This window comes from Streptomyces sp. NPDC056224 (assembly GCF_042267665.1).
Classification (GTDB): Bacteria; Actinomycetota; Actinomycetes; order Streptomycetales; family Streptomycetaceae; genus Streptomyces.
The window spans coordinates 64,751-79,231 of record NZ_JBHJTK010000010.1; the positions used below are offsets into that span (position 1 = coordinate 64,751).

General features: G+C 70.6%; 9 protein-coding genes and 3 pseudogenes. 2 read left to right on the forward strand and 10 right to left on the reverse strand.

The window, feature by feature from the left end:
- Positions 1-64: 64 nt before the first annotated feature.
- Complete coding sequence (locus ACFCZ1_RS15515) at positions 65-1,441, forward strand: MFS transporter (RefSeq protein WP_376678801.1); 1,377 nt, start codon at positions 65-67, stop codon at positions 1,439-1,441.
- 46 nt (positions 1,442-1,487) lie between these two features.
- Here ACFCZ1_RS15515 and ACFCZ1_RS15520 read toward each other — a convergent pair whose 3' ends face one another.
- From ACFCZ1_RS15520 to ACFCZ1_RS15555, 8 genes and pseudogenes are all read right to left on the reverse strand, one after another.
- Positions 1,488-5,435: an amino acid adenylation domain-containing protein gene (locus ACFCZ1_RS15520; protein WP_376678802.1), complete on the reverse strand. Its 3,948-nt coding sequence runs from the start codon at positions 5,433-5,435 to the stop codon at positions 1,488-1,490.
- Positions 5,432-6,724, reverse strand: a complete 1,293-nt coding sequence (locus ACFCZ1_RS15525; protein ID WP_376678803.1) for a methylaspartate mutase — start codon at positions 6,722-6,724, stop codon at positions 5,432-5,434. The genes ACFCZ1_RS15520 and ACFCZ1_RS15525 overlap by 4 nt, the downstream gene beginning before the upstream one ends.
- Positions 6,721-7,185: a cobalamin B12-binding domain-containing protein gene (locus ACFCZ1_RS15530; RefSeq protein WP_376678804.1), complete on the reverse strand. Its 465-nt coding sequence runs from the start codon at positions 7,183-7,185 to the stop codon at positions 6,721-6,723. Before ACFCZ1_RS15530 ends, ACFCZ1_RS15525 begins: the two co-directional genes overlap by 4 nt.
- 44 nt (positions 7,186-7,229) lie before the next feature.
- The gene (locus ACFCZ1_RS15535; protein ID WP_376678805.1) at positions 7,230-7,856 is read right to left on the reverse strand and encodes an LmbU family transcriptional regulator; all 627 of its coding nucleotides are present in this window, start codon (positions 7,854-7,856) and stop codon (positions 7,230-7,232) included.
- 39 nt (positions 7,857-7,895) lie between these two features.
- Positions 7,896-8,105, reverse strand: coding sequence for an MbtH family protein (locus tag ACFCZ1_RS15540; RefSeq protein WP_376678806.1), 210 nt, complete (start codon positions 8,103-8,105; stop codon positions 7,896-7,898).
- Between the two features lie 118 nt (positions 8,106-8,223).
- Positions 8,224-8,753: pseudogene (locus ACFCZ1_RS15545) on the reverse strand (transposase family protein); the annotation flags it as partial.
- A 260-nt stretch (positions 8,754-9,013) separates the two neighbouring features.
- Positions 9,014-10,741, reverse strand: coding sequence for a protein kinase (locus ACFCZ1_RS15550; RefSeq protein WP_376678807.1), 1,728 nt, complete (start codon positions 10,739-10,741; stop codon positions 9,014-9,016).
- A gap of 441 nt (positions 10,742-11,182) precedes the next feature.
- Positions 11,183-11,404, reverse strand: a complete 222-nt coding sequence (locus ACFCZ1_RS15555) for a hypothetical protein (RefSeq protein ID WP_376678808.1) — start codon at positions 11,402-11,404, stop codon at positions 11,183-11,185.
- Positions 11,405-11,451: 47 nt separating this feature from the next.
- On the opposite strand from ACFCZ1_RS15555, the pseudogene ACFCZ1_RS15560 reads away from it, so the two are divergent.
- A pseudogene (locus ACFCZ1_RS15560) lies at positions 11,452-11,541 on the forward strand (hypothetical protein); the annotation flags it as partial.
- Between the two features lie 137 nt (positions 11,542-11,678).
- On the opposite strand, the gene ACFCZ1_RS15565 reads toward ACFCZ1_RS15560, so the two are convergent.
- Positions 11,679-13,652, reverse strand: a complete 1,974-nt coding sequence (locus ACFCZ1_RS15565) for a collagenase (protein WP_376678809.1) — start codon at positions 13,650-13,652, stop codon at positions 11,679-11,681.
- 475 nt (positions 13,653-14,127) lie between these two features.
- Positions 14,128-14,478, reverse strand: a pseudogene (locus tag ACFCZ1_RS15570) (DNA helicase UvrD); the annotation flags it as partial.
- Between the last annotated feature and the right edge of the window lie 3 nt (positions 14,479-14,481).

Sequence of the window (14,481 nt, forward strand, 5' to 3'; positions counted from 1 at the left end):
GTTCCCGAAGGTCATTACGTGAAGCCGGATCCGTATGGTATGCGGCTGGTGGGGCCGATCGTGGATGGCACGGTCCGCCGAGCGCCCGGTGTCTCGCCGGCGGGACAGAAACGGCTCCGACGAAAGGAATGCAGTGACTCGAAAAGAGCGGTGGGTCGATCGGTACGTCCCCTTTGCTCCGATTATTTCGCACCCGAAGCTGCGGCACATTTGGCCGGGATTCGTTGTTTCTTTCGTCGGGGACGGCATGAGCGCCGTCGCGGTGAGCTGGCTGGCCCTGGAACTGGCCCCGCGACAGCACCAGGGGTTGTGGGTCGCGCTCGCCGTCGGCGCCTATACCCTGCCCGGGGCCGCGGGGGCCGTCCTGCTCGGGCCGTTCATGCGCGGCCGCAGCGGCGCGCAGCTCGTCACGTGGAACGCGACACTGCGGGCGACGGGGCTCGGCCTCGTACCCGTCGCGGCCTTCTTCGACGTCCTGTCCATCGGCGTGTACGCAGGACTGCTGGCGCTCTCCTCGCTGCTGCAGTCGTGGGGCTCGGCCGGCTACTACACGCTGGTCGCGGAGACGCTGCCCAGGTCCAGGCACCTCTCGGCAAACGCCCTCATCTCGACGCTCAGCCAGACCGGCGTCCTGATCGGACCGGTCGTCGCGGGTCTGCTCATCGCGTGGACCGGTGCCCTGTGGGCGCTCGCGGTCGACGCCCTCACCTTCGCGGTGCTCGCCGTCTCCTGCCGGCTCGCGGTGCCCTCCGCGGCCCGCGACCCGCTGGCGAAGGAGGGAGAGGAGGAGAAGGACCGGGCCTCCGGGTTCCGCATCATCGCCCGCACGCCGGCCCTCCTCGGAGTGATGGCACTGACCTTCGGCTTCTACCTGCTGTACGGGCCCGTCGAGGTCGGCCTTCCGATCCACGTCGCCAACGACCTGGGGGCGCCCGCGTCGGTCCTCGCCTGGCACTTCGCCGCCTTCGGCGCGGGGGCCATCTGCGGCGGTCTGTTCGCCTCGCACCTGGGACGGCTGCCGCACTGGCTGATCCTCAACGGGAGCGTGCTCGGGGCGGGCCTCACCCTCCTGCCGCTGGGCCTGGGCGCGCCCGTCGCCGTGACCGTGCCCTGCTTCGGCGCGGTCGGCCTGCTCTACGCGCCCTTCGGCGCCACCGCGACCGCCCTCATCCAGCGCACGGTGACCGGCGACCTGCTCGCGCAGGTGCTCGCGGCCAGAAGCGCGCTCCTGGTGACCTCGGGCCCGGCCGGGATCGGGATCGGCGGGCTGATCGTCGCCGGGTGGGGCGCGGGTCGCGCCATCCTCGCGGCCACCCTGGCCACGCTCGGACTCGGCGTCGTCAGCGCCGTACTGAGCGGGCTGCGCCGACTGCGGCGACCGGCCCCCGCCCCCGAGGCCGCCCCCGCCCCCGAGGCCGAGCCGAGCGGCACCGCGCGCTGACCGCGCGCGGCACCGCGGCGCCGACCCGGGCGCGGGCCCGCGGCGCTCAGCGGGAGCCCAGCGCGTCCTGGACGACGGGTGCGACGGCGTCCAGGACCGAGGGGCCCATCATCTCGCCGTGCAGACAGTCCAGCGACACGTCCCTGACACGGCCGGTGACGAACGGCTCCCAGCACCGGGCGGTCGGCGCGTCCAAGGGCCGCCCCCGGCCCGCGGTGAAGTAGAGCAGATCGCCCCGGAACCGCGGCGGCACGTGCTCCTCGCGCAGCTCCTGGTGGTGCAGGATCGTCTCGATCACCCGGGGCAGTTCGTCCCCGTCGATGCCGTCGAGACCGCCGATCGCGGCGGCCAGCGCGTCGACCCGCCGCCGCACGGCCGCAGGCGTCGAGCCCTCCTCCCGGGCCTGCCGGAGGTCCGCGAGCAGCTGCCGGAGGGTGTCCGCCGACGCGGGGTCGGGGCCCTGCGGCTCGCTCTCGCCGGTGATCCGCGAGGACGGGAACGTGTCCAGCATCGCGAGAAGCCCGACCTCCTCGCCCGCCTTCTGGAGCAGGGCGGCGACGGCGTGCGCGACGAGCCCGCCGAAGGACCAGCCGAGCAGCCGGTACGGCCCGTGCGCCTGGACCGCGCGCACCCGCTCCACGTAGTCCCGCGCCATCGCCTCCAGCGAGTCCGGCCGCGCGGAGGCGTCGGCGAGACCTCGCGCCTGCAGCCCGTACACCGGCACCTGCCGGTCGATCCGGCCGAGCAGACCGCTGTAGCACCAGGCGACGCCTCCACCGGGGTGGAAGCAGAACAGCGGCAGCCCGCTGCCCGAGGCGCGCAGTGGCAGCATCACGTCGAAGGCGTCCTGCCGCGGCCCCGCGGCGATCCGGCGGGCCAGCCCGGCGACCGTCGGCGCCTCGAACAGGTCACGGATCCGCAGGCTCACCCCGAGCCGCTCGCCGATCCCGCGCACCAGCCGGATGCCGAGCAGCGAATGCCCGCCGAGCGCGAAGAAGTCCTCGTCGGCGCCGACCTCGTCGGCACCGAGCACCTCGGCGAAGAGCGCGCACAGCTCGGCCTCGACCGTGGTGCGCGGCCCCGTGCGCCGCTCGGACGGTGTGGGATCGGGCTGCGGCAGGGCCTTCCGGTCCAGCTTCCCGTTGGGCGTGAGCGGCAGTTCGGGCACGATCACCACGGCCGCCGGCACCATGTACGCAGGCAGCACCCGCGCCGCATGCGCCCGGATGCCGGCCGGGTCGGGCGCGGCCCCGGGCGCGGCGGGAACCGCGTACGCCACCAGGCGACGGGTATCCCGCACCTCCTGCAGGACGACGGCGGCCCCGCCGACGTCGGGGTGGCCCGCGACCACGGCCTCGATCTCGCCGAGCTCGACACGGAAGCCGTTGATCTTCACCTGCTGGTCGGCCCGCCCCACGAATTCGAGGTCTCCGTCCTTGTTCCAGCGCCCCAGGTCCCCGGTGCGGTACATCCGCCCACCCGGTTCGCCGAAAGGATCGGCGACGAAGCGCTCGGCCGTCAGACCGGGCCGGTTCAGATATCCGTGCGCGAGTCCAGCCCCCGTCACATGAATTTCACCGACCACGCCCGGCGGAACGAGTTCCAGCGCGGAATTCAGCACGTATACGCCCTGCCGTGCCTGGGGGCGCCCCACCGGAAGAACTCCGGGCGGTGTCTCCCGGCCCGGTTCGATGCGGTACTCGGTGCAGTTCACCGTCGTCTCGGTCTGCCCGTAGACATTGAAAACAGTGGATTTGGGATTTCGGGCCCGCCAGAGCTCCAGCATTTCGGTGCTCAACGACTCGCCACCCAATAGGAGTTCTCCCGAGGGTGAGAATCCGGCCTCCGCCTCGTCGAGGATCGCGACGTGGCTGGGGGTCGCCTTGAGGAAGGTGGCCGGGAAGGCCGCCACACCGGAGAGTTCGCCGTCGGTCGGCTCGGTGACCGAGGACAGGCACACACAGCCGCCGACCGTCAGCGGCGTGCACAGACCGGTGACGGTCAGGTCGAACGACAGCGGCGAGGGGACCACCGCCACGCCGGACATCCCCGGGTACGCCCGCGCGCACCAGCTCACGTAGTCGGCGAGCGCACCGCGCGGAATCACCACGCCCTTCGGGCGGCCGGTCGAACCCGACGTGTAGATCACGTAGGCCGGGTTCCGGGGATCCTGCACGACCCCCTCGGGCGGCCCGGCCGACTGCTCGGCCAGCAGGCCCCGGACCTCCTCGTCGTCGAGCCGCAGCACGGGCACCGGGACGGCGGGCAGACCGGTCACGGCGGACGAGGTGAGCAGCAGCGCGGGCCGGGAGTCGTCGAGCATGTACGCGATGCGGTCCGCCGGGTACTCCGGATCGACGGGCACGTACGCGGCCCCGGCCTTGAGCACGCCGAGCAGCGCTGCCACGGCGTCCACGCCCCGCGGCAGCGCCAGCGCCACGAACTGCCCCCCGGCCACACCCCGGGCGGCGAGCAGCCGGGCCAGCCGGTCGGCCCGCTCGTCCAGCTGCGCGTAGCTCAGCCGGTCGCGGCCGTGGACCACCGCCATGGCGGTCGGCGTGCGGCGCGCCTGTGCCTCGAACATGCCGAGGAAGCCGCGGAGGTCCGGCTCGGGGCCGTCCGGGCCGCGCCCCCAGGCAAGGACGCGCTCCCTTTCCTCGGGGCCGAGGACGGCGATCCGCCCGACAGGAACGTCCGGGTCGGCCGTCGCCCCGTCCAGGATCCGCAGCAGCGCCCCGGCCATGCGCTCGGCCGTGGACCGGTCGAACAGATCGGTGGAGTAACGCAGTTCCCCGTCGATACCGCGTTCCCCGCCCGCGCCGTCCGAGCGCTCCATCAGCGAGAGCGCCAGGTCGAACTTGGCCACCGGCACGTCCACCGGCTCGATCCGCCCGGCAAGCGACCCGAGCGGGAACTCCACGTAGGTGTCCTGATGGACCGAAAGCATCACCTGGAACAGCGGGTGCAGCCCCAGCGACCGCGACGGATTCATCATCTCAACGAGTCGCTCGAAGGGGAGGTCCGCGTGCGCGTACGCCTCCAGATCGGTCTCCCGCACCTGCGCGAGGAGCTCACGGAAGGTGGGCTCGCCAGACAGGTCCGCGCGGAGGACGAGGGTGTTGACGAAGAACCCGATCAGATCGTGCAGCGCCTCGTCGGTGCGGCCCGACGTGACCGTGCCCACGGTCACGTCGCCGCCCGCGCCGAACTCGCGCAGCAGCACCGTCAGCGCCGCGTGCAACACCATGAAGGAGGTCGACCGGGTCTCCCGGGCGAGCCGGGCCGTACGACGGTGCAGCTCCGCGTCGATCCGCACCGGTACCGAGGCTCCCCGCCCGCTGCCCTCCGCCGGGCGCGGGCGGTCCGTGACGGGGGCCGCCTCCTGGGGCAGCCCGGCGAGCCGGGCGGTCCAGTACGCCGACTGGCGGGCCAGTTCGCTCTCCGGGTCGTCCTCCGTGCCGAGCACGTCACGCTGCCAGCTCGCGTAATCCGCGTACTGGACCGGCAGTTCCTCCCACTCGGGCGCGGCTCCCGCGCAGCGCGCGGCGTACGCGAGGCCGAGGTCCCGCACCAGCGGTCCGGTCGACCAGCCGTCGCTCGCAATGTGGTGGATGACCACGGACAGGACGGACTCGTCCGGCCCCACCCGGAACAGGCGGGCGCGCAGCGGGATCCCGGCGCTCAGGTCGAAGGGGACGGCGGCCTCCCGGACGAGCAGGTCATGGACCGCCTCCCCGCCCGGCTCCTCGACGGGAAGGGGGACGAGGACGGTCGCGGCGTCCAGGATCCGCTGGCACGGCACTCCGTCCACCTCGGCGAACACGGTCCGCAGGCTCTCGTGGCGCCGGACCACGTCGGTGAGCGCGTCCCGTAGGGCCTCCGAGACGACGCTTCCCCGTAGGCGCATCGCCAGCGGGATGTTGTAGGCGGCCGTCGGCCCGTCGATCTGGTCGATGAACCACAGGCGCTGCTGTGCGAAAGACAGGGGGATCATGAGGACTTTCCGGATCGGCTGTAGAGGGTCTCGGCGCGGTTCCAGTGCGACAGCTGCCGCTCGAACTGCTCGGCGCGCCGCCCCGGGGCGGCGGCCGCGGACGCGCCGGGATGCGGGCGGACCGCCATGTTGCCGGTACTGCGCCATTGCAGCCGGCCGGCCGGGTCGAGGAAGCTGCGGGTGCGATTGCGGTTGTCCGGGTGGATGCAGTACGGCACGTCGAGCAGCCCGGACCGGAACGCCCGCAGCAGCGCCGTGCCGACGAGGCCGTCCAGCGACATCACGGACTCGACGAGGGTGAGGGCCTCGGCCAGGACGCCTGTGGGCGTGTCCCGCCCGGCGGGCGGCGAGGCCGGAAGGTCCGCGCGCACCCGCCGCGCGTGATCCGAAGCGGTCCGCAGCGCGTCCACGTTCTCGGCCACGGTCGGGATCCTGGAGTGCTCGGCCGGGGTCTTCACGATGAGCCGCTCGGCGCCGGTCAGCACGGCCAGTTCGGCACTGCCCCGCAGCAGGTGCCCCGCCTTCGCGGGATCGTGCGGGTACAGCCCCATGTAGGTGTAGACGACGACGTGCCAGTCGACGTCGGGGAGGAACCGCGCGGCGAGGGCGCGCAGGGCGAGGACCGCCTCGACGTCCTGCTCCAGGGACGTCTGCTGGGCATAGCTGAGCGACAGGCTGCGCACTCCGTGCTGCCGGAAGAACATCGCCTCCAGCAGGGAGAGCGTGACGAGGAGGCTCGGCGGACACAGCTGCCCGAGCATGCAGCCGCCGAAGGTCTCCATGTGGACGCCGCCCGCCGAGGCGAGGAGCTCGCAGGCGCGCTGCCATTCGGCGACGGCCGTCGCCAGGGGCACCCGGCCGTACGGCAGGCAGTAGGAGACCGGACCGCCCTCGCTCGCCCGGACGCCCGAGGCGAGCATCACCTCGAAGAGGTCGAAGGGGGCGGCGGAGCCGTGCCGGATCTGGACGGGGAAGTCGTCTCCGGCGAGGCCGGCCAGGACGGCCCGGGTGCTCCGCGCCCCGTGCGCCACGATCGGATAGCCGTTCAGGGGGACGCCGTCGGCGCAGGCCGCGCGGGCGGCTACGTGGTCGCCCACCCTCGTGTAGCTGTCCAGGGTGACGGTCCCGCAGGTGGGGAACCCCAGCTCTCGGACGGCGGCGAGGCCCCGCCGCATGGCACGGGGATCGGAGAAGCCCATGCGGGGCTGGACGACCGGGACACCGCCGGCCCGCGCGGAGTCCCGCACGTACCGGGAGAAGGTGCTGACCGCGAGATGTGGGCTGTTCACATGACCTCGGTCGGGGTCGGTGTCCGCGTGTGGCGGGGGCCGGTACGGGCGAGGTCCGCCACGCGCGCCCGGAAGCGCGCCAACTCGGCCTCTCCCGGGCCGAAGACCCCGTCGAACCCGGCGGCGAGGAGCGCGTCTGCGTACGGCTCGGTCGCCCCGTCGACGCCCAGTTTTCCGCCGATCACCACGGTGATGCCGTCACGGCCGGGCAGGGAGCTGATCGCTCCGGCGTAGGCGGGACCCTCGATGTGGCCGTGCCCGTTGACCGTGCTGAGCACGACGAGCGCCGGCGGGTCGGTACGGCAGACCTCCACGAGGTCGGCCACGTCGGTGCAGGCTCCTAAGTTCCGTACGTCGAAACCGAGGTCCTCGAGGAGCAACTGCAAGTAGACGAGATTCCAGGTGTGTGCATCGGACGAGATGGAACACACGACTGCCTTGGCGTCGAGTTCTGTGCGCACTTACGCCGGCCTCTCAGGTAAGGGAATCGGCGAGGATCGTTCGTCTAACACGCCGCTTTGTCGACGGCATCCGCGATCCAGTCCTCCAGCTCGATGTTCTGCCTGCGGGCCGCTGCCCGCCATCGGCGAATCCGGTCCTGGCTCAGGACCAGGCGCAGCTGATACGGCTGGGGTTCCGGCTGCGATTCCGGGCCTTCCGATGATTCACCGGCGGCCTTTATCTGCTTTCTGAGTTCATTTCTCGACCAGCCGAATTTGACGGCGAAATCCAGCCAGTGATCCTGCTCCGCAGGGGGAAGTGCGGCCACTTCCATGTGGTGCTGGAACGTCAATTCTGCACGACGTCGCGCGAGGTCGAATTTGCGGGCGATCCAGGCGTAGTTGCGCAGGGTCTGATAGTCGAGCTGGGTGCTCGCGATCGCCTCCCGGTAGCGGGTGCGGTAGCACCGCTGGCCGAAGACGAGCCAGTCACCGATCCACCATGCCGACGCCTCGCTGACGTCGATGATCTGGCGTCCTACCGAGTGCCACGCCTCGAAGGGCAGGTCGTCGCGGAGCCGCAGGCCGAGCCGGTCCGCCACCGGGGCGTCCGTCTCGGGGTGCCGGCCGGTCAGGTTGGCGATGTCCGGGAATCGAAGGTGAGAATGCTGCCCGCCATGTCGTGGTTGCATCGGAGGATTCTTCCCGAGCGGTCCCTCTGTTTCTCATGGTCAGCGAGTGGTGGCCTCTACCAGGCTCTTCGGCCGCAAGTCGGTCCAGCGCTCTTCCACGTAGGAAAGACATTCGTCCCGCCTCGACTCGGGAAGTGCGATCTCCCAACCGGCGGGCACCTCGATGGTGGCGGGCCAGAGCGAGTGCTGCCCCTCCGAATTCACGAGGACTAAATACGTGGCGTCGTCGTCTTCGAACGGGTTGGGCATGCGATTCCCCTCAAGTTCATGTGTGATGCCTGGTCAGCATCATCCTCCGTGATCTTACTGTCACCTTGGTTCGGAGGCAACGCATTTCAAGGATTCGTAATTCACATTCTATTGGGGGCTATAGGCGGATTCGGTCGCCCTGATGGAGAGTGGGAATGGCCGGCCCGAGGGAGGTGATGTGGGTGGTGGAGCACCGCGGCTTCCGCGGCAGCCTCCGGTTCCTCAGCGCGGCCATGGCCTGTTCGCCGACGGCGCGGATGCGGGCGTGGGAAACATGCGTGGCCCGCTGACCGGCGGAGAGGTTCACCCACCGGCTGCGGAAGGGCAACCGGACCGTGGGGCCGGCGCCCTGGTAGCCCTTGTCCGCGAAGCGGGTCACGCCCCTCTCGGCCAAGGCGGCCAGGAGGCCGTGGGTACGGGCCGCACGGATGTCGGGCACCGCCCCGGCAACGCGGGCGAGGCCCACAGCAGCCGGCCGAAGAGATCGGTGATCACCTGCGCGTTCACCCCGTGCCTCTTGTGCTTGCCGCTGCAGAAGGGGCGATCGGCGGCGATGCGGTCGACGGGCAGCAGCGTGCCGTCCAGGACCACGCACCCGGAGCTCGGAGCTCGGACCGCTGCGACGTGGGCGGTCATCGACGAGGCGGCGCTGCGCCGGCGCGTGGGCGGCGCGTCCAGGTCCGGATGCACCGCCAGAAGCGGCTCTCCGAGACGACGAGCAGACGGAGGACGGCCTACGCCAGCGGGCCCGCGCCTACAGCATCCCCACGCGTCGCAGAGGCGGCCGCAGCCACGTCACAGCGCGCCGCAGCGCCGCCCCAGCCACGTTGACCGCACCCGAGGGTCTCAGCCATGGAGATCGCCGGAGCAGTGACCTCGACTGCTCCGGGATCCCCGGCAGAGCCGAGCTAGCAGCGGGCCAGTGTGCCGCTCTCCCGGGTGAGATGGGTGCTGGCCATCCAGCCTTCGGTGTTCGTGCCCTCGGCACGGGCGTAGATCCACTTGTTGCCATAGGCGTTGGTGACGTAGCAGTGGTAATAGACCTTCACGCCGGTCTTGACCACGGTCACGTAGCTGCACTCCGCGTACGGCCCGGTGTAGAGGTGGGAGTTGTCGAGCAGATAGCCGTAGCCGTTACTGCGGTTCTCGTGACTCCAGCCGGTGCAGGCCGTCGACACCGGGGTGGGCTCCTTCACCGTGGAACTGGGCTTGGTCTCCGGAGACGCGGACGGGCTCGCGGCCGGCTTGGCACCGTTGTTGCCGGGCGTCGTCGTGGCACCTGTCTTCTTCGCCGAGGGAGACGGCTGCGAGGAGGCGCCCGGAGCAACGGACGACGACGGGCCGCCGCCCGTCGGGGAGCTGACGCCGGGCGGCGTCGCCTGCGCACCGTCCGCGATCGTGCCGCCCTCTTGGCCGGTCAGGGCGTAGGTGATTCCGCCGCCTGCGGCGAGGAGTACGACGGCGGCCGCCGATGCGGTGAGGGTGCGGCTGCGGCGCCGTGTGCGACGCGCTGTGGAGGCGGTCGTTTCGGGAGTGGGGACTCCGGCGGGGCCCGCGACCGGCGCGCCGGGCTGCGGAAGCGCCGGCGGCAGGTTGGGCTGAAGGTAGCCGGCTTGCGGAGGCTGAGGCTGCGGGGTGGGCTGGGGGAACATCGGGGGGCCGAACCCGGGGGGCGGCGCGACGGCGGCCGCAGCCCCGGGAACCACCCTGGGCGTGGGATTCGGGCCCTCGGACACCGTCCGGCCCGAGGCGACGCGCTCCAGCATGCCGCGCGCCTGGTCCGCGGTGGGCCGGTCCTCCGGTTCCTTCGCCATCAGCGCCTGGAGCACCGGCGTGAGTGGTCCAGCCCGGCGGGGCTCCGGCAGTGGATCGGTGACGATGGCCGACAACGTGGACCACGCGGACGTGCGACGGAACGGCGAAGTGCCCTCCACGGCCGCATAGAGCGTCATGCCGAGCGACCAGATGTCCGACGCGGGCCCGGGCTCCCTGCCCTGCGCGCGCTCCGGTGGCAGGTAGTCGAGGGATCCGACGATTTGACCGCTTTGGGTCAGCTTGGCCACGGCCTCGTCGTCGGAGGCCTGCATGGTGGCTATGCCGAAATCGGTGAGCACGACCCGGCCGCCATGCTCCATCAGCACGTTGGCGGGCTTGACGTCCCGATGCAGTACGCCGACCCGGTGCGCGGCGTCGAGCGCGTCCATCAACTTGGCGCCGATCGCCGCGGCCTCGTGCGGCTCCAGCGGGCCGCGCTCCGTCAACACGTCGTCGAGCGAGGGCCCGTCGACGAATTCCATGACAATGACCGGCAGACCCTGCGCCTCGGTCACGTCGTGCACGGTGACCACGCCGCTGTGCCGGATGCGGGCGGCTGCCTGCGCCTCCCGCTGCATCCGGGTCCGCAGATCGGCAAGTTCGGACGCGGAGGCGTCGGTGAACGCTCGCAGGACCTTGACGGCGACCTCTCGGTTCAGCAGTTCGTCCACCGCCCGGGCGACCACTCCCATACCGCCGCGCCCGACCATGGAGGTCACCCGGTAACGCCCCCCGAGTACCTTGCCTATCAGCTCTCCGCCATTCGCTTCCCCCGCCTTCACCGCACGCTCCGTTCCATCGTTTCCATCGGTGTTCGCCATCCATCAACCGGCGGCCTCAAGGGTAGAGGCAGGAGCGTGGGGGGGTCGGCGGCCGAACTCGGCGAAATGGATGCCGCGCGCGTCAGGGCATCGGCCTCTCGTCGACGCATCGGCGAAGGCCGTACGCAGGTATGCGTGCCTGCCCGATGGCACGGCCGCCTGCGTCGAGGGTTCCCGAGTCGCCGAAAAAGCCGTGGGTCACGCCCGGTTAGCAGGTCGATTCTCGTGTCGGTGACGGCGGCGCGGACCGGCCCGCCGAATCCGAGGCCGCGGCGGCGGGTGACGGCTGCATCACCGATTTCGACCCGGGCAAGGACTGCTTCCCGGTCAAGTCGGCGGTGAAGCACGCCAAGAGCTTCACACTCCGGTACGAGAACAGCTACCAAGTCTTCACCGTCAACGAGCCGTACCCCCAGGGCGAGCCCGAGTCGTATGTGCTGGTCACGTGCCGTGCCCCAAGCCGAAGCTGACCGGCGACCTGTCGGGGGCCACGCAGATCACCACCCCCGCCAAGAGCCTGCACTCGGCCTCGACCACGCACCTGCCGCTGCTGGCCGAGACCGGCACCCTGGATGTGCTGACCGATGTGGCAAACGCCTCCAACATCAGCTCGGCCGAGGTGATCGAGCGGGGGAAGGCGGGCAAGGTCATCGAGTACGCCAAGGACCGCACCCTCAACGCCGAGAGGTCGGCGCGGGCATCTCGCCGAGCGGCCGGCCGCCGAGCTGTCCGACGGCGGACGCCAGTGCGTCCTGACCGCCCGGGCCCTCGCCCAGGAGCCCGAGGCCGTCCTGCTCGACGAGCCGACCGCGCTCCGCGGTGCGCCCCCGCGCGTGGAAGGCCGGCCGGGGCAGGACCGGGAGCTGACGGGAGGCGGTCCGGTGGACCGCCCCCCAGGCTCTCCTGGCTCAGTTCTTGCCGGTGACCCAGGTCCCGGTCACCGGCCGCTCCGGACCGGCAGCTGGCCGCAGTCGCCGCCGGCGCACTTGCTCAGCCAGTCGGTGAAGTCGGCGTCGTACTTGGTGCCGATGGTGTCGCGGAGCAGGCTGTGGGCCGCGTCGTACTCGCCTGCGCGGTAGTGGCCGAGCAGGGTTGCCACGTCCGCGGGGTGCGACTGGAGCATGTAGCGGACGCCCAGGTAGCCCCACTGGTAGATACGGGTGGTGTCGGCGTTGTCGTAGGTGGTCCCGAAGAGCTGGCTGAGCTTGTAGGTGTTCTTGCCCGCCTCCTCGATCGCCCTGTCGTAGGTGATGCCGCGGTACGAGTAGGAGACGTACTCGGCGAAACCCTCGATCCACATCACGGTCGGGGTGGTCTGCCCGGCTGCGAAGTCGCCGTACATGTCGTAGCGACCGTCGAGGTAGTGGGTGTACTCGTGGTTGAGGTTCCAGATCTGGAAGGCACCGTCCTGGGCCGGCTGCTCGTAGGCGATGAAGCGCGGCTGGTTGCCCTCGGCGGCCGGATTGCCCTCCAGGTACATGCCGCCGTTGTTGGTGTCGATGCCGAAGACGACACCGGCGTAGGTCTTGTAGTCGGTACTGGAGTTGAAGGCGACGATCTCGATGCCGGTGTTGTTGTCGTCCTTGACCGGACCGTTGTCCTTGACGATGTTGTGGAAGACCGGGCCCTGCTTGAGGGCACTGTCGCACGTGGCCGCCAGTTCGGACGCGGTGAGCTCCTGTGCGAGGATCTTCACGCTCGGACCGCATGCGTGCTTGACCGTCAGCACGGCGTCGCGCACGCGGTTCTGCAGGTTACAGGTGTCGAACTCGGCGCAGTTCTCCTTTTGGTACTCGTCCGTCATCTCGGCAAGGCCGACCCAGAGCGGGGCGGTGCGTCCAGTGATCTCGCTGCGGCCGAGCAGCTCCTTGACCAACGGCTTGACGGTGTGCTTGAGGTCGGCGTGCCGCAGGAAGCGGCCGAGTTCACGTCCGGCGTTGGCGGCCAGGTAGGACTTGTCGGTGCCGAGCAGATCGTCGTGGGCGACGGCGAAGTCACGCAGTCCGGTGAGGACGCTCGGGTCCGCCTTGACGGCTTCCACGAACTCCGGCACCTGGTGGCCGCGGAAGAGCACGGTGTAAGTGTTGTTGACCGCTGAGAGCATCCCGTAGAACTTGTCGTACGACGAGTCGTAGTCCTTCTGCAGACGCTTGACCACGTTGAGGTAGCGGGCGTTCTCTCCGGAGCTGTCGATCAGGGTGACCGTCTCGGCCAGGGTTTCTCCGTTGGCTTCGGTGACGTCGAAGGCGTGGGAAGAGCCGAAGAAGGCATCCAGGGCGCCCTGAACGGCGCTCTTCAGCGTCGGGCCGTATTCACCGACGTTCTCCGGCTGGTTGTACTGGACGTAGTAGCCGGCGCGCAGGTACAGCACCACCTGGGTTGCATAAGTGCTGTTGTCCCCCGGGTAGTTGGTGGCGACATCCTTGAGTGCGTTCGCCACGGTGACCATCTGTTCCTCGCGGAAGAGGACCTTGGAGTCTTCGCCGGTCACGCTGAACAGCGTGTTGATGCAGGTGGTTTCCGACTTCTTGATCTGCTCGGCCAGGGCAGCGCCGGTCTTCGAGGTGAAGTCGCTGACGTTGCAGTCCGCCGCGGCCTTCGCCGCAGAGCGAGCCTGCTTGCGTTCTGAGGCGTTCTGAGCCGCGGGGAGCGGAGGGCGTTGCGCGGGGATCGAGGTCTTCGTGGCCGATCGCGCGGGGTCGGCGGCGTGTCCGGGTGCGAGATCGGCGGCAAGCACGGTGGCGGAGGCGGGCTGTGGGGCGGGGGCCGACCTCGGTGCGGGCTTGGGTGCCCCTGCGCCGGCCGGGGTCGCCGTGCCATTGGGGGCGAGCACGGTGAGCCCCAGGCCGGCGACGGCCACGGCAGGTATCAGCAGTTGGGTGAGTTTCCTGAGGGTGGGGGGTTTGCGCATAGCGATGGCCTCCAGGCCGGTCGGCAGAGCCGTGCGTGGGGCACGGCGGTGGGGGGTGCGGACCGTGATGGCAACGGAAGTTGAGCACTCCCGGAGCTGACATAGCCGCGGAAAGTGTGACCGTACAATTTCACAGTTCACATGGCAATGAAAGGGGGTTGCAGGCATCAGAAAAACTGATGAGCCATCAGCGACTGCTCCCGCCACGGAACTTGAGCCTCCTGGACGGAACTACGTGATCGCTGGACATGCTCATGTCGGCTCTCAGGGACGACCTTCGTCCCTGAGGTGAGCCGGTGCCCCTCCATCCCCACTCTGGTGCGCGGATCCCGCCCCGACCCGCGCGGGTGACGCAGGCGGGGCAATCCCGAGGGCATGGAGGCGACATGGGTACGGGACCAGCTGGACGAGCCGTGCCGTGACGAGGGCTTCGCCGGCTGGTGACCTCCGCCGGGGACGCCGGTGTTCCCGCCTACTCGCCGATGGCGCCCCACACCGGCGGTCGGGCTGCCCCAGGCAGCGCGCTGCCCCGCCCTTTGCGCTCGGCGGCTTCGTACTGCTCGTCCGTGCGCAGGTTCTGGGCGAGGACGACGTGCTTGTACTCCTGGGCGAGGAACTGCGGGCTCCCGGTGAAGCCCGCGGCCCGGGCGGCCTGCTGCCAGCGGGCCGGCTCCTCGTCGGCGCGCAGGGGCCGGCGCGACGTGGACAGCACCCGTCCGGCGAACGCGTCGACGGTCATGATGTCCACCCGGTCCCGGAGCGTCTCGTCGTCGACGAGTTCGGCGAGGCCCACGCGCAGGGCGGCCACCAGTGCGTTGGTGAAGGTCGG